Annotated in this window: 16 protein-coding genes; all 16 read right to left on the reverse strand. The window is 42.3% G+C overall.

Annotated features, from left to right (window positions below; genetic code table 11):
* Positions 1–105: 105 nt before the first annotated feature.
* The gene (gene proS, locus SB658_RS06440) at positions 106–1800 is read right to left on the reverse strand and encodes a proline--tRNA ligase (protein ID WP_003231918.1); all 1695 of its coding nucleotides are present in this window, start codon (positions 1798–1800) and stop codon (positions 106–108) included.
* Positions 1801–1832: 32 nt separating this feature from the next.
* A complete protein-coding gene (rseP, locus tag SB658_RS06445) occupies positions 1833–3101 on the reverse strand; it encodes an RIP metalloprotease RseP (RefSeq protein WP_010886508.1) in 1269 nt (422 codons plus the stop codon).
* 6 nt (positions 3102–3107) lie between these two features.
* Positions 3108–4259, reverse strand: a complete 1152-nt coding sequence (gene dxr, locus SB658_RS06450; RefSeq protein ID WP_003245155.1) for a 1-deoxy-D-xylulose-5-phosphate reductoisomerase — start codon at positions 4257–4259, stop codon at positions 3108–3110.
* A gap of 61 nt (positions 4260–4320) precedes the next feature.
* A complete protein-coding gene (cdsA, locus tag SB658_RS06455; RefSeq protein WP_015252087.1) occupies positions 4321–5130 on the reverse strand; it encodes a phosphatidate cytidylyltransferase in 810 nt (269 codons plus the stop codon).
* Between the two features lie 3 nt (positions 5131–5133).
* On the reverse strand, positions 5134–5916 hold the full coding sequence (gene uppS / locus SB658_RS06460; protein ID WP_003231925.1) for an undecaprenyl pyrophosphate synthase: 783 nt from the start codon (positions 5914–5916) through the stop codon (positions 5134–5136).
* Between the two features lie 130 nt (positions 5917–6046).
* Entirely contained in the window at positions 6047–6604 is a 558-nt protein-coding gene (gene frr, locus SB658_RS06465; RefSeq protein WP_003231927.1) for a ribosome recycling factor, read from the reverse strand.
* Position 6605: 1 nt separating this feature from the next.
* Positions 6606–7328: a UMP kinase gene (gene pyrH, locus SB658_RS06470; RefSeq protein ID WP_003220923.1), complete on the reverse strand. Its 723-nt coding sequence runs from the start codon at positions 7326–7328 to the stop codon at positions 6606–6608.
* Between the two features lie 145 nt (positions 7329–7473).
* On the reverse strand, positions 7474–8355 hold the full coding sequence (tsf, locus tag SB658_RS06475) for a translation elongation factor Ts (protein ID WP_003231929.1): 882 nt from the start codon (positions 8353–8355) through the stop codon (positions 7474–7476).
* 101 nt (positions 8356–8456) lie between these two features.
* On the reverse strand, positions 8457–9197 hold the full coding sequence (rpsB, locus tag SB658_RS06480) for a 30S ribosomal protein S2 (RefSeq protein WP_003220918.1): 741 nt from the start codon (positions 9195–9197) through the stop codon (positions 8457–8459).
* 143 nt (positions 9198–9340) lie between these two features.
* On the reverse strand, positions 9341–9844 hold the full coding sequence (gene swrB / locus SB658_RS06485) for a swarming motility protein SwrB (RefSeq protein WP_015252089.1): 504 nt from the start codon (positions 9842–9844) through the stop codon (positions 9341–9343).
* Between the two features lie 28 nt (positions 9845–9872).
* The gene (gene sigD, locus SB658_RS06490) at positions 9873–10637 is read right to left on the reverse strand and encodes an RNA polymerase sigma-28 factor SigD (protein WP_003220911.1); all 765 of its coding nucleotides are present in this window, start codon (positions 10635–10637) and stop codon (positions 9873–9875) included.
* 22 nt (positions 10638–10659) lie between these two features.
* Positions 10660–11160 carry a chemoreceptor glutamine deamidase CheD gene (gene cheD, locus SB658_RS06495; protein ID WP_003244852.1) on the reverse strand — a complete coding sequence of 167 codons (501 nt, stop codon included), beginning with the start codon at positions 11158–11160 and terminating at the stop codon, positions 10660–10662.
* Positions 11157–11786, reverse strand: coding sequence for a CheY-P phosphatase CheC (cheC, locus tag SB658_RS06500; RefSeq protein ID WP_003231935.1), 630 nt, complete (start codon positions 11784–11786; stop codon positions 11157–11159). Before cheC ends, cheD begins: the two co-directional genes overlap by 4 nt.
* A gap of 18 nt (positions 11787–11804) precedes the next feature.
* Positions 11805–12275 (reverse strand): chemotaxis protein CheW, encoded by a 471-nt coding sequence (gene cheW, locus SB658_RS06505; RefSeq protein ID WP_003231938.1) that lies wholly within the window; start codon positions 12273–12275, stop codon positions 11805–11807.
* Between the two features lie 21 nt (positions 12276–12296).
* The gene (gene cheA / locus SB658_RS06510) at positions 12297–14315 is read right to left on the reverse strand and encodes a chemotaxis protein CheA (protein WP_014476817.1); all 2019 of its coding nucleotides are present in this window, start codon (positions 14313–14315) and stop codon (positions 12297–12299) included.
* 5 nt (positions 14316–14320) lie between these two features.
* Positions 14321–15394, reverse strand: a complete 1074-nt coding sequence (cheB, locus tag SB658_RS06515; RefSeq protein ID WP_014476816.1) for a protein-glutamate O-methylesterase CheB — start codon at positions 15392–15394, stop codon at positions 14321–14323.
* Position 15395 lies beyond the last annotated feature (1 nt).

Genomic DNA, 15395 nt, shown 5'->3' on the forward strand with positions numbered 1-15395 from the left:
GACAGTATCCCTCCCTAAAAACATCATAAGTGAAGGTACCTCAGGCAATGAGGTACCTTCTATTATTTCTATTTTAACATGTTTTTTGATAAATCGTTATGGTGATTACTGCTTGCTGATAAACGCAGATAATTCGTCTACTGAAATCTCAGTTGACTCACCAGTTTGACGAATTTTCACTTCGACGATTCCTTCGTCAGCTCGTTTTCCGACAGTGATGCGGATTGGAAGGCCGATTAAATCTGAATCAGCGAATTTTACGCCGGCACGCTCAGCACGGTCATCATAGAGCACTTCATAGCCTTCCGCTTTTAAATCGGCATACAGCTTTTCAGCAAGCTCTCTTTGCCCATCGTTTTTCATGTTCAAAGCAAGAATATGAAGATCGTACGGCGCAACGCTTTTTGGCCATATTAAGCCTTTTTCGTCGTGATGCTGTTCAGCAATAGCAGAAAGCGTTCTTGACACACCGATTCCGTAACAGCCCATCAGCATTGGCTGCGCGCGTCCGTTTTCATCTAAATATGTCGCATTCATCGCTTCTGAATAGCGTGTTCCGAGCTTAAAGACTTGTCCGACTTCGATTCCCTCAGCAAAACGGATCGTTCCCTTGCCGTCTGGTGAAGGATCACCTTCTTTAATAAAACGAAGATCAGCAAATTCTTTAATTTGCGCGTCACGATTCACATTGACATTTTTATAATGATGATCTCCTTCATTTGCCCCGGCAACAGCATTAACCATTGCTTTCACAGCTTGATCGGCATATACTTCCACATCCTGATGAATACCGACAGGGCCTACAAAGCCTGGCTCTGTTCCGAGCTGCTGAATGACCTCTTCATGTGTAGCAAGCTCTACAACTTCTGCATGAAGCAAGTTTTTCACTTTAATATCGTTAACTTCATGATCCCCTCTTACAAGCACTAAGACAAAACGGTCATCAGCTTTAAACAATACTGACTTAATGCACGCTTCAGCCGAAACCTGTAAGAACGCAGTCAGTTCTTCGATTGTTTTCACGTTAGGCGTATGAACCTTCTCTAGAGCTTTAGGCTCTTCATCTGAAGGAACTTCCTGGTGAAGAACTTCAGCCATCTCGATATTAGCCGCGTACTGTGATTCATCAGAATACGCAATCGTATCCTCTCCGATCGCAGAAAGTGCCATAAATTCGTGCGTATCCTTTCCTCCCATTGCGCCTGAATCAGCGATAACAGGTCTTACATTAATGCCGCAGCGGGCAAAAATATTAGAATAGGCCTCGTACATTTTTTGATACGTTTCATCCAGGCTCTCTGCAGATGCATGGAAAGAGTACGCATCCTTCATAATAAATTCGCGGCCTCTTAACAAACCGAAGCGAGGACGTTTTTCATCTCTGAACTTAGACTGAATTTGATAAAGAGTCAGAGGGAGACGCTTATAAGATTTAACCTCATCGCGAACAAGCGAAGTGATAACCTCTTCATGCGTTGCCCCTAAAGCAAATTCACGGCCATGACGGTCTTTTAGTCTCATCAGTTCGGGACCATACGTATACCATCTGCCTGATTCCTGCCATGTCTCTGCCTGCTGCAATGCGGGCATGAGCATTTCTACGGCATCAATTTTCTCCATTTCCTCTCGAACAATCTGCTGAATGTTTTGAATCACCTTATACGCAAGAGGCATATAGCTGTATACCCCGCTCGTATTCTGTCTGATAAATCCTGCTCTCAGAAGAAGCTGATGACTTTTTGCTTCGGCATCAGCTGGAACTTCACGGAGCGTAGGAATAAGCGTCAAGCTTTGTCTCATTTCTTCGCACCTCTGATTGATTTACTTTTCGTTTACAAAAACAGCCGCTGGATATCGTTCCATGTGACAACCAGCATAAGAAGCATTAAGAAAGCTACGCCGATAAACACAACAAATGCTTCTTTTTCCCTGTTAATCGGTTTGCCCCGAATCGCTTCAATAAATAGAAACAACAGTCTTCCTCCGTCAAGTGCCGGAATCGGAAGCAGGTTGACAATCCCAAGGTTAATGCTTAAAAACGCCGCAAACTGAAATAAGTTCACTATCCCTGTTTTCGCCACTTGGTCTGTCATGTCATATATGCCGACAGGACCTGACAGCATATCGAGTTTAAATTGGCCTGTTACTAATTTGCTCAGATTGGTTAAAATGGCTTTGGTGACATCAACTGTTGATGTCGCGCCGTAAGCAACCGCTGAGAGTACGCCTTTTTCAGTCGGCGCATAGGAACCGAAACGTCCGATTGTTTTTTTGTTCTCATCTTTAACAGCTTCCGGAGTCACCGAAATATGAAGCGTTTTGTTATCTCTTTTTACTGCAACGTCCATTTCTTTCTCCGGGTTTTCTTTTACAGCGGAGACAATGTCAGTCCAAGACCTCATTTTCTCTCCGTTAATGCTTTGGATATAATCCCCTTCTTTTAGCCCTGCTTCAGCCGCCCGTCCATTGTCTGTCAGCTGCCCGAGCATAGGTTCATTTGACGGTACGCCTTGAATCAGCCCAAGCATCACTAAAATGACGTAAGCTAAAATAAAGTTCATAATCGGCCCTGCAGCAATTGCTTTAATCCGCTGCCATACAGGTTTGGAACCAAATTGGCGATTATACGGCGCAATCTGCACTTCTTCTCCGTCTACAATAAAAAAGGATGTTTCGCTGACAGTAAAGCTGGAAAGTTCGTCCTCTTTCCCCTGTTCATAACCGGTGATCTTCATGTCATGCTCTAGATCCGCTGTTTCCACTTCAATGACTAATGCATCCGGATATTTTTCCTTTTGATTGATGATGACTTTCTCAACTTGATCTTCCTTATTAAACAGAAGCCCGACCGTGTATCCGGGTTTCACCTCAATCATTTCCGGATCTTCGCCGGCCATACGAACAAATCCGCCGACCGGAAGCAGCCTGATCGTATAAACTGTTTCATTTTTTTTGAAAGAAAAAATCTTTGGACCGAAGCCGATCGCAAATTCACGGCAGAGAATTCCCGCTCTTTGGGCTAGCAATAAATGGCCCAGTTCATGGAAGAAAACGAGCGTTCCGAAAATAATGATAAACGCTATAACTGTATTCACGAACATACCACCTTATGTGAGTATTGAATTGACGTATCCCCGGGTATCTTTGTCCACTTCTTGAATGTCCGCCAGGCTCGGTTTTTTCAGTAATTGATGGCGGGTTAGTGCCTTTTCGATACAGTCTTCAATAGCCAAAAACGGTATCTTGCCAGCTAAAAAGGCAGCGACAGCTACTTCGTTTGCCGCATTTAGCACTGTCGGCATTGTTCCTCCTATTTTACCTGATTCAAAAGCAAATTGTAAGCATCGGAACCTGTCAAAATCAGCTTTCTCAAAATGAAGGCTGCCGATTTCCCATAATTCAAGCCTTTTCGCATCTGGTAATGGCAATCGGTCAGGATAAGTGAGCGCATATTGAATGGGGACTCTCATATCCGGAGTTCCGAGCTGTGCGATCACACTTTTATCATGGAACTCAACCATTGAATGGATGATGCTCTCCTTATGTAAAACCACATCAATTTGTTCATAAGGTATATCGAAAAGCCAGTGTGCCTCGATCACCTCTAATCCCTTATTCATCATTGTAGCCGAATCAATTGTAATTTTTGCACCCATTGACCAGTTTGGATGTTTTAATGCATCTTCAACTGTTACTGATTCGAGCTCCTCCCGCGTCTTGTCCCGAAAACTTCCGCCGGATGCCGTAATGATGAGGCGTTCAATGTTTTTAGCCTGTTCGCCTTGAAGAGCTTGAAAAATGGCTGAATGCTCACTGTCAACAGGCAGCAGCGGAACATCATATTTCTTAGCATGTTCTTTTACTATATGCCCTGCAGTGACAAGAGTTTCCTTATTTGCAAGCGCAATTGTTTTTTTCTGTTCAATTGCCTTTAATGTCGGGATAAGACCGACGCTTCCAAGCAAAGCGTTGACAACAATGTCAACCTCCTCCATCACTGCTGCTTCTATCAGTCCTTCTTCTCCCAGCCCGATTTGGCATTCAAAAGAAAAAGACATTTGTTTTAATTTATGATATGTATCCAGATCACCGACAGAGACAAACTTCGGCTGAAAGACCTCAATCATTGGAACGGCCTTATCAATATTTCTGCCAAACGACATAGATACCAGCTGAAATTGGTCTTGATGTGCACGCAGTACATCAAGAGTCTGTTCGCCGATTGATCCTGTTGCTCCTAAAAGACAAATATTTTTCAAAGTTGCCACTACTCCTATTCTTATTGCTGCATGATCAGTCTCATATTCATATTAGACTTTTTTATGAAAAAAGGGCAAGCAGAAAGTACAAGAAAGGCATGACAAACAAGAAACTGTCAAAACGGTCTAATATACCGCCATGCCCGGGAAGAATATTCCCAGAATCCTTTACATCGTAATGTCTTTTCAAGGCGGATTCCACTAAATCTCCCAGTTGTCCAAAAACAGACAAAAACAGCGTGATCAACAGCAGATAGATATACGGGATCGGAAGTTGTGCAACAAGCTGAAAAATCGTCGCCAATACAAGTGCGATGACAATTCCGCCTGCAAACCCTTCCACTGTTTTATTCGGACTGATTTCAGGCCACAGTTTCCGCTTCCCAAGCGATTTACCGACAAAATAGGCACCGGAATCGGTGGACCAAATGACAACACACGCATAAAAAATGTATGTTAATCCGTATTGGTCAAGATTTCTGATTTCGATAAAATAATGAAAACACATTCCGATGTAAATTGCTGCAAGCGTAATAAACCCGACTTCATCAAAAGTAAAGGTGTTCTTGACCAACACTGTGTAAGTCAGCAATAGCAGTACCGCAAATAAAGCTATTTCCATTTTGGAAATCCCGTCCGCTTCAAAAAACGAATACTGGCTTGGCAATAAGAACATCCACAATAATAAAAGACCGATCAAACCAGGCAGTGAAACCAGCTTCAGCTTTTTCATCCGTAAAAGTTCAAAAAGCGCCACACTGCTCATAGCATAAATTAATATGGTGAACGGCAATTTCCCGACAATAACCAAAAATAAAAATACAATTGCTGCCAGAACACCTGTCAAAATTCTTTGTTTCATGTCCACCATCCTCTAAATTCCGCCAAACCTCCGGCCTCTCTGCTGAAACTCTCCTAACGCCTGCAAGAAGTGATCTTCTTTAAAGTCAGGCCACAAGACGTCAGTAAAGACAAATTCACTGTAGGCAACCTGCCATAGCATAAAATTACTCAGCCTTATCTCGCCGCTCGTTCGAATTAAAAGTTCAGGATCCTGCAAAGATTCAGTCATCAAATAAGTAGAAAAAAGCGATTCATCAATGTCTTCAATATTCAAAGAGCCTTCCTTCACTTTTTCCGCGAGTGATTTTGCAGCACTGACAATTTCAGTACGGCCTCCATAGTTAAGAGCAAAATTAAGGATCATTCCGTCGTTTTGCGCCGTGTCCTGTACAGCTTTTTCAATCGCACGTAATGTGTGCGCCGGCAAAGCCGTTTCATCCCCAATGATCCGAACCTGTACATTTTCCTCAACAAGCTCTGGAAGATACGTATTCAAAAATTCTTCCGGAAGCTTCATTAAAAAATCGACCTCCATTTTCGGTCTTTTCCAGTTTTCTGTTGAAAATGCATACAATGTCAGTACTTTGACACCTAATTCGTTTGCGAGCTTCGTGGTCCTTTTTACCACCTTCATCCCTTCATGGTGGCCTGCAATTCTGGGAAGAGAGCGTTTTTTAGCCCAACGGCCATTTCCATCCATGATAATGGCGATGTGTTCGGGAATTTCTCCCTTAAGTATGTCTTCTTTTGTATAACGTTCTAAGTTGGAAGCCGCAGTTTGCTGATTCTTCCAATTTTTGAGTATGTTGAGCATGAGATTCCTCCGTCACCCAAAAAGGTTACATTCCCTGCTGATAATCAATGTAATCAACAGTATTAACAAAAAAACCCCCTGTAAACATGAGAGGGTCTTTTCACTATTATCTATTGTACATAGTTTTTCATTAAACTTCCATGATTTCTTTTTCTTTGTCTTTTGTGACACTGTCAATTTTTGACACATATTCATCTGTCAGTTTTTGAACGTCTTCAGTGGAAGCACGCAGTTCATCCTCAGTAATGTCTCCGTTTTTCTCAAGTTTTTTGAGATCATCGTTAGCATCACGGCGAACGTTACGAACAGCTACTTTTGCTTCTTCAGCATATTTTTTTACAACTTTCACTAATTCTTTCCGTCTCTCTTCTGTTAGTGCCGGAATTGCAATTCGAATCATATTGCCGTCACTTGTTGGTGTAAGACCTAAATCAGCTTTTAAAATCGCTTTTTCGATATCGCCGATTGCTGTTTTATCGTATGGTGTGATAACGAGCATACGAGCTTCAGGCACGTTAATAGAAGACAACTGATTTAAAGGTGTCTGCGCTCCGTAATATTCAACCGTTACTTTATCTAATAATGATGGATTTGCACGGCCTGCGCGTACAGTAGCCAATTCGCGCTGATAAGCAGCAATTGCTTTTTCCATTTTTTCTTTTGTTTGAGTTAATACTTCTTTTGACACGTTATTTCCCCCTCACGATCGTTCCGATTGATTCACCGATAACGGCACGTTTGATATTTCCTTCTTCCATAATAGAAAAGACGATAAGCGGAATGTCATTGTCCATGCATAAAGAGGAAGCTGTTGAATCCATGACTTCCAGGCCGTCTTTAAGAACGTCAAGATAAGAAAGTGATTCATACTTAACAGCTGATTCATCTTTTCTAGGATCAGCATTATACACACCGTCAACGTTATTTTTAGCCATTAAAATAACGTCTGCCTCAATTTCAGCAGCCCGCAGTGCAGCTGTCGTATCAGTTGAGAAATATGGGTTTCCTGTGCCCGCAGCGAAAATAACGACACGTTTTTTCTCTAAGTGGCGTATCGCTTTTCTTCTTATGTACGGTTCAGCAACTTGTCTCATTTCAATGGATGTTTGCACTCTGGACTGGATTCCGAGTGTTTCCAAGCTGTCTTGAAGAGCAAGCGAATTCATTACTGTCGCCAGCATTCCCATATAGTCAGCAGTCGCGCGGTCCATGCCCAGGTCACTTCCTGTTTTTCCGCGCCATAAGTTGCCGCCGCCTACAACAACAGCCACTTCGACTTCAAGCTCAGCGATTTCCTTCACTTGCTTTGCAATGGATTGAATGACAGTCGGGTTAATTCCATTTCCCTGTTCTCCTGCCAATGCTTCCCCGCTAAGCTTTAATACGATACGTTTGTATTTTGGTTTTTCCATGATAACCTCCAAGTGTAAACATTGCCGTTTTCTATTATGCAAGAGAAAAAAAGGTTTGTAAATATAGTTTTAAAAATAGGGAACACAAAATGTGTCCCCTATACTGCCTGAAAAGACGCGACTTAGCCGCGAAATCTTTTCACCATTATTTTTTCACTTGGTTCATTACTTCTTCAGCAAAGTTTTCTTGACGTTTTTCGATGCCTTCTCCAACTTCATAGCGGACAAAAGTTTGAACAGTAGCGTTTTTCGCTGCAATAACTTGTTTCACTTTTTCATCTGGGTTTTTAACGAACGCTTGGTCTAATAGACAAATTTCTTCGAAGAATTTGTTCAGACGGCCTTCAACCATTTTCGCTACGATGTTTTCAGGTTTGCCTTCTTGGAGGGCTTGCTGAGTTAAGATTTGACGCTCATGATTTGTTTCTTCTTCAGATACTTGATCACGAGAAATGTAACGAGGGTTAACTGCAGCAACGTGCATTGCGATATCTTTCGCAGTTTCTTCATCAGTTGTACCGTTGAGAACAGTTAATACACCGATGCGGCCGCCCATGTGAAGGTACGCACCGAATGCAGAGCTGTCGTCTTTTGTAAGAACTGTAAAGCGGCGAAGAGTGATTTTCTCACCGATTTTAGCAACTGCGCTTGTGATGTACTCTTCAACAGTTGAGCCATTTTCCATTTTTTGGCCCATTGCTTCTTCAACATCAGCTGGCGTGTTTGCAAGAAGGTGGTCAGCTAAAGTGTTAAGAAGCTCTTTAAAACCTTCGTTTTTCGCAACGAAATCAGTTTCAGAGTTTACTTCTAGGATAACGCCTTTGTTGCCGTCAGTTTTAATAAGAGTAGAACCTTCTGCTGCGATACGGTCAGCTTTTTTCGCTGCTTTTGCAATTCCTTTTTCTCTTAAAAGGTCAATTGCTTTGTCCATATCTCCGTCAGTTTCAGTTAACGCTTTTTTACAATCCATCATGCCCGCGCCAGTTTTTTCACGCAGTTCTTTTACTTGCTGTGCAGTAATTGCCATTTGTATTCCTCCTTATATGTTTAAACAAGAGTATGTATATTACACATTTTTCTTGAAAAAAGGTGATAAAAGGCAGTCCCTCTTATCACCTTTTGAATAGGTTACGCAGTTGTTGTTTCTGTTTCTGGTGCAGTTTCTTCAGCAACTTCCGCTTCTTCTTCGCCTTGCTTCGCTTCTAAGATTGCATCTGCCATTTTAGAAGTTAGAAGTTTAACAGCGCGGATAGCGTCATCGTTCGCTGGGATAACAACATCGATTTCATCTGGATCACAGTTAGTATCTACGATACCGATGATAGGGATGTTTAATTTGCGAGCTTCCGCAACAGCGATGCGCTCTTTGCGAGGATCGATGATGAATAATGCATCAGGAAGATCCTTCATATCTTTAATTCCGCCTAGGAATTTTTCAAGACGCTCTAATTCTTTTTTCAATTGAACGACTTCTTTTTTAGGAAGTACATCAAACGTACCGTTTTCTTGCATTTTTTCAATGTCTTTAAGACGTTTAATACGTTTTTGGATTGTTTCAAAGTTTGTTAATGTACCGCCCAACCAGCGTTGGTTGACATAGTACATGCCAGAGCGTTGAGCTTCTTCTTTAACAGAATCTTGAGCTTGTTTTTTTGTTCCGACGAAAAGGATTTTTCCGCCTTCAGCAGCAAGATTTTTAGTGAAGTTGTAAGCTTCCTCTACTTTTTTGACTGTTTTTTGAAGGTCAATGATGTAGATTCCGTTACGCTCCGTGAAAATGTAACGCTTCATTTTGGGGTTCCAACGGCGTGTTTGGTGACCGAAGTGAACACCAGCTTCAAGCAATTGCTTCATAGAAATGACTGACATGTTATTTCCTCCTAATATAATGGTTTTTTTCCTCCGCTTAGGTCATTTTTGTGCAGAACTGCCGCCTGCAGCACCCTCTGCATAAATCGTTAAGCGTGTGTATTTAACACCAAGACATAATATAACACAGCTTTATCCGACAATCAAGAATCCTTTACACCTTTGGAGCGAAATTTTAAAAATAGCTCGATTTCTGTCTTTCCGCTCTTCATTTTCTGGGCAATTTGACTTGCCGAATATCCCTGTTCATATAATTCTATGACCTGGTCTTCAAATGATTGGACCTCACTGTTTACGATCTCTTCCCGACGGTCAACCTCTGTAATCAGACCTTCAATATGTTCAGGAAGATTCTCTGCCTCTTGAACTGGATCCCGCTCTTGATATGTTTCAGAGTGCTGAAGGCCTGGCTTTTGGGATTCTTCATCTGATTGACTTGCAGATGAAGCTTTATTTTCTATCAGTTTCTCATTTTCTTCTTTTAATTCAAGCAGAAATGCCGCCAAGGTGTTTTCCGTCTCTTCAAGTATCTGTTTTTGCTGTTTTTCTGTTTCTTTCACTGCAGCGAGCCTCGTATACAGGATAATGACAGCGTACAGAAGAACGCCGTGGAGCGTAAAGCTTAAAAGCCATAATAGTGTTGACATGTTTTTCACTCGCTAACCATGAAATTCATTATTGTATCACTTTTTCCAGCAGATTCTTTAATTTAAATAATGCCTTTGAATGGATCTGAGATATGCGGGACGTAGAAAGATTTAATACTTGTCCGATTTCTGTCAGTGTCAACTCCTCTTTGTAGAACAAACTCACAACCAGCTGTTCTTTTTCAGAGAGTTCGTGAATTTTTTCCGCAAGCTGTGCAATCAGTTCATCCTTCATAATCTTTTCTTCAGGCGGAACATTTTTGTCATCTCTGATCATGACTTGAATGTTTTCCCCATCATCTTGATCATGGAGCTTTTCATCAATTGACAGCAGATTTGCAAAAAAACCTTCATTCATTGTTGACACGACATCCTGTACCGTCATTCCGAGTTCCTCTGCAATTTCCGCGGGCGATACATTCCGAAGATACCGCTGTTCAAGCTTTTCAATTGCTGCTTCAACCTTTTTTGTTTTTTCGCGCGAGGTTCTGGGCAGCCAATCTTCTTTACGAAGCCCGTCTATGATTGCGCCGCGAATTCTAAACGAGGCGTAGGTATCAAATTTTAAGTCCCGGCTGGGGTCAAATTTTTCAAGGGCATCATATAAACCAAGCATACCAAGGCTCATAAGATCGTCTTTATGCACTGATTTCGGCAGTCCGACAGAAATTCTGCCTACATGATATGTGACAAGCGGCATGTAACGGCGCATTAAGTCGTCACCGGCTTTAGGATCTTTCCACTCTTTCCAGCGCGTCCAAAGCACCTGATCTTCATAATTCAAGGATTGCATTGTTATCCCCCTAATACCTTAATTAAATCGTTTTTTCACCTTGTTTAACAGTTCGAATATGCAGCATGCAGGACTTCGGTTCAAATTCTATCGTCCGGCCGCTTGAGCCGCCCGTATCTTCACTAATAATAGGAATATTAAATAAAGACAGCTGTTCTTTTATCGCTAATACATTTCTCGGTCCGATCTTCATCAAATCATTTGTCGATTTAAATTTAAACATCTCTGATCCGCCGGCCAGCTTTGCTTTTAATGCAAATTTCCGGCATCCCGCTTCTATCAGCATATCAATCGTGGTCTGTACGGCGGTGTCAGCGTACTTAGCCCGGTTGAGCTCGGCAGTTTTCGATAACGTCGAATCCGGAAGCATGACATGAACAAGACCCGCCGTTTGCTTTTCTTTATCATAAAGCACCAGCCCCACACATGAGCCCAAACCAGAGGTCCGGATGGTATCCGGGAAGCGGGCGATCTTCACGTCAGCAATCCCAACCTTTATAACAACAGCCTCAGTTGTACTCATAATGATGCACCTAAGGCGACAAAGAGCTTTTCAAATGAATCATAGTCCGGCAGCATAAACATATGCGCTTTCAGCTCCTGCTGATGGCTTTGGTCAAAAATTGACGTGTCGACAACAATGGCGTGTTCTCCAACCTGACTGAGCTCCATCAGCCCTTCGCTGATCACTGCTCCGAACATGTCCAAAGAGACTTCAGGAACACTTGGATAGAGCTGGAGTTTCGTCAAATCCGCCAAAGCTGTTAAATATGACCCCGCTAAAATATTGCCCAGTTCATGCAAAGCGGATGAGCTCATGTGGTCTTCACCTAAGTCCTCTATGTCAAAATCGGGGTTTCCAATCAGCTCTCTGATAAACTGCTCCGCCTGAAAAAAAGGCATTATAAAGAACATTGAACCCGTTAAATCGCCTTCCATTCTTAAAAAGATGCTGGCAACCGGGACATCGGCGCCGCCGAAAAAATCAACAAGCTCATCAAAAGACAGCAGCTTTGCAAATGGGACTTCCATATCTATCTTTCTATTTAACAGCTGGGCCATTGCAGAGGCGGAGTGGCCGGCGCCTATATTGCCGACTTCCCGCAAAATGTCCATCTGCTCTTCTTTGATTCCATTAAAAATACTCATGTCATAACCCCTTTAAGATTAAGCTTGATCGGGCACAGCGGACTGAGATGATTCTTTATCCAAAACCGCGTTCGCATCAATAATATTTAAGAGTCTGTTCTCTTGTTTCACAATCTGTTCGATCGACACATCCGTATCTTTCTGAACGCCTTCTGGAGCAGATTCTATTTCACTTTCGTGTACGGTAATCACATCATTCGCTTCATCCACAATCCAGCCGACTTCAATATCACGATAAGCAATAATGATAATTCGTGTTTCATCTGTAATTTCATACTCTGGCAAATTCAGGCGTTTTCTTAAATCAATAACCGGAGTCACCACCCCGCGTAAATTGATTACCCCGCAAATATATGGTTCGACGCCAGGTACCCTCGTTGGCTTTTGCCATTTTTCAATTGATTTCACCTGAGTGACGGAAATGGCATATTCTTTGCCATTTACCATAAAGACTATCATTTTTTCGCCTGTTTTAATTTCTGCAGTCATGTGAGACACCTCCTCGAATGGTTAAATAATCAGTGCATTACAATCAATAATGAGCGCTACTTCTCCGTCTCCTAAAATAGTAGCTCCGGAAATTGCAAAGACGTTTGTTAAATAATCTCCGAGTGATTTCAGCACAACTTCCTGCTGGCCAATAAAGGAGTCCACCACAAATGCAGTAGGTTTGTCGCCTTTTTTCACGACAATGATATGGAGCTGTTCCGCATCTTTTCTTGTATCTTCTATTTTAAACTCTTCTTTTAAATAAACGACAGGGACAATATGCCCTCTAAAGTCAATCACTTCACGGTCATGCGTTTGCAAAATGTCTTTTCTGTCAATAACTGCTGTCTCAATGATTGAAGAAATCGGAATGGCAAATGTCTCTTCTTCCAACTTAATCAGCAGAACTGAAATAATAGACAAGGTAAGCGGCAGCTGGATGCTGAATAGAGAGCCTTGACCCTCGGCTGATTTCACACTGACTGAACCGCCAAGAGACTCCAGTTTGTTTTTTACAACGTCAAGTCCTACACCGCGGCCGGAAATATCAGAAATTTGGTCAGCAGTTGAGAACCCCGGAGCAAAAATCAATTCGTAAATTTGGTTGTCTTCTAAGGTTTCAGCTTCTTTTTCCGTTATGACCCCGCGCTCAAGCGCTTTTTCCAGAATTTTTTTTCGATTAAGGCCTGCGCCGTCATCCTCTACTTCGATAAAGACATGGTTGCCGCTGTGATAAGCTTTAAGCACAACTTTTCCTGATTCCGGTTTTCCCTTTTGCAAACGTGTTTCCGGCGCCTCGATACCATGGTCAATACTGTTTCTGATCAAGTGAACGAGTGGATCTCCGATTTCATCAATTACTGTACGATCCAGTTCAGTTTCCGCACCGATGATCGAGAGTTCAATTTTTTTATTCAGCTCTTTCTGAAGCTGGCGAATCATTCTCGGGAATCTGTTAAAAACAGTTTCAACCGGGACCATTCTCATATTCAGAATAATCGATTGCAAATCTCCGGAAATTCTCGTCATTCGTTCAACCGTTTCAGTCAGTTCATTATGCTCAAGCTCTTTCGCAATCTGCTCGAGACGCCCGCGGTCAATGACAAGCTCTTCAAATAAGTTCATTAAAGAATCAAGCCTGTCAATGTTGACACGAATTGTTTTAGATCCGCCGGCTGAATGCTTCGCCTGTTCATCGTTTTTAGCAGGCTGTTTTTGTTTCTCCTGCTTCGCAGGTACAGCTGCTGCTGGTGAATCTTCTTGCTTAGATTCTTCAGGCTTTTCAGCTGATGTTAAAGGAGCCCCTTGAATGACTTCAACATGCTCAATTTCCGACACGCCATTGATTAATTGTTCAATGTCTTCCGCTGATTGATGTGTTAAGAAACAAACTTGAAAGTCAGTTCCAAAATCTTCTGTTTCAAGCACTTCAGCACTTGGAATTGTTTTGGCTACTTCTCCGACTTCATTTAGTTTTTCAAACACCATATAGACACGAACTGCTTTTAACATACAGTTTTCGTTCAGAGAAATCTTGATTTCATATCGTTTGAAGCCTTGCTCCTCCGCTTCTTGTATAACTGTGCGTTCAAATTCATCATATTCCCAATCAGATGCTGAACTCTGTGCTTCTGCAGGTTCAGCGGAGGCAGCGGATTCAGCGTGCGCACCATTCACATCAAGCTTGGCACTCACTTCTGAGATATCTCTTTTACCATCCCCGCCATCAATAATAGACTGAACCATTGCTTCCAGGTGATCCAGAGCTTCAAACAAAATATCCAGCCAGTCTGAGGTGACTTCCATGTCTCCGTTTCGGATTGCATCCAGCACGTTTTCAAGCAGATGGGTAAGATGTGCTAAATCCGTGTAGCCCATCGTTGCGCTCATTCCTTTTAATGTATGGGCAGCCCTGAATATATCATGTACGAGCTGAAGATCAGTCGGGTCTTTCTCTAAAAGAAGAAGCTTTTCATTACATGTTTGTAAATGTTCTTTACTCTCATCAATAAAGACATCTAAATACTGATTCATATCCATTTGAATCACACCCTCTCTTTTTTCACACAGCTTGTGATGGATGCTGCGATATCTTCCACATGTTTAATCTCATGAATGAGACCCGCTTTAACAGCAGCTTTTGGCATCCCGTATACGACACAAGATTCTTCAGACTCCGCAATGGCTTTCACATTGCCGGCTGTTAGCATGTCCTTTAGCCCAGCAGTGCCGTCACTGCCCATGCCGGTCATGATAACCGCTACTTTTTCATAATCTGTCAGTTTCCCGACAGAACGGAATAAATAATCAGCAGATGGTTTATGACGGCTTGGTGTGTCATGGTTATCAAGCACAATCTGGAGTCCTTCGCTGTTTTTAATAACGGATATGTTTTTTCCGCCCGGTGCTATGTAAACACAGCCGTTAAGAGCTGCTTCACCATCTTTTGCTTCTTTTACCTGAATGTCAGATAAATGATTCAGCCGATCAGCCAAAGAAGCAGTAAACCCTTCAGGCATGTGCTGTACGACAACCACTGGTGCGTTCAAATCCTTAGGGAGCTTCGGTATCACCTTTTGTAACGCCCGTGGACCGCCTGTTGATGTGCCGATACACACAATTTGTCTGCCCGTGCCAGGTTTCGGTTTGCTTAATTCAGGCTTAACGACAGCACGCACAATAGGTTCGGGCCGAACTGTCTGGGAAACAGGACGTTTCCGCTTGCCGGAAAGTCCTGCCGCGACGACACGCTCAACTAGTTGTTCTTTAATTTTGTATAGATCCAGAGATATTGAGCCTGATGGCTTTGTGATAAAGTCAAAGGCACCGATCTCCAAACAATTAATTGTGCATTCTTTACCTTTCTCGGTCTGGCTAGACACCATAATGACCGGCAAGTTATAAATCTCAATAATTTTGCGGAGCGTATCTGTCCCATTCATGACCGGCATTTCAACATCAAGAGTAATAACATCCGGTTTTAATAATTCAATCTTCTTAAGCGCTTCTTCTCCGTTTCTCGCAGTTCCGATTACTTCTATCTGCTTTTCTTCGGTCAGAAAATCACTTATCATTTTTCTCATAAAAGCTGAATCATCAACTACAAGCACACGAATCAAA

It is taken from the genome of Bacillus sp. SIMBA_008, from assembly GCF_046535495.1.
In the GTDB taxonomy this organism is placed as follows: domain Bacteria; phylum Bacillota; class Bacilli; order Bacillales; family Bacillaceae; genus Bacillus; species Bacillus subtilis.

What these genes read in the sequence shown, in the direction of transcription:
- proS (WP_003231918.1), bottom strand. Translation starts at nt 1,800, where the DNA reads ATGAGACAAAGCTTGACGCTTATTCCTACGCTCCGTGAAGTTCCAGCT.
- swrB (WP_015252089.1), bottom strand. Translation starts at nt 9,844, where the DNA reads ATGTCAACACTATTATGGCTTTTAAGCTTTACGCTCCACGGCGTTCTT.
- cheW (WP_003231938.1), bottom strand. Translation starts at nt 12,275, where the DNA reads ATGACTGCAGAAATTAAAACAGGCGAAAAAATGATAGTCTTTATGGTA.
- uppS (WP_003231925.1), bottom strand. Translation starts at nt 5,916, where the DNA reads ATGCTCAACATACTCAAAAATTGGAAGAATCAGCAAACTGCGGCTTCC.
- pyrH (WP_003220923.1), bottom strand. Translation starts at nt 7,328, where the DNA reads ATGGAAAAACCAAAATACAAACGTATCGTATTAAAGCTTAGCGGGGAA.
- cdsA (WP_015252087.1), bottom strand. Translation starts at nt 5,130, where the DNA reads ATGGTGGACATGAAACAAAGAATTTTGACAGGTGTTCTGGCAGCAATT.
- cheD (WP_003244852.1), bottom strand. Translation starts at nt 11,160, where the DNA reads ATGAGTACAACTGAGGCTGTTGTTATAAAGGTTGGGATTGCTGACGTG.
- rseP (WP_010886508.1), bottom strand. Translation starts at nt 3,101, where the DNA reads ATGTTCGTGAATACAGTTATAGCGTTTATCATTATTTTCGGAACGCTC.
- cheA (WP_014476817.1), bottom strand. Translation starts at nt 14,315, where the DNA reads ATGGATATGAATCAGTATTTAGATGTCTTTATTGATGAGAGTAAAGAA.
- tsf (WP_003231929.1), bottom strand. Translation starts at nt 8,355, where the DNA reads ATGGCAATTACTGCACAGCAAGTAAAAGAACTGCGTGAAAAAACTGGC.
- cheC (WP_003231935.1), bottom strand. Translation starts at nt 11,786, where the DNA reads ATGAGTATTTTTAATGGAATCAAAGAAGAGCAGATGGACATTTTGCGG.
- rpsB (WP_003220918.1), bottom strand. Translation starts at nt 9,197, where the DNA reads ATGTCAGTCATTTCTATGAAGCAATTGCTTGAAGCTGGTGTTCACTTC.
- sigD (WP_003220911.1), bottom strand. Translation starts at nt 10,637, where the DNA reads ATGCAATCCTTGAATTATGAAGATCAGGTGCTTTGGACGCGCTGGAAA.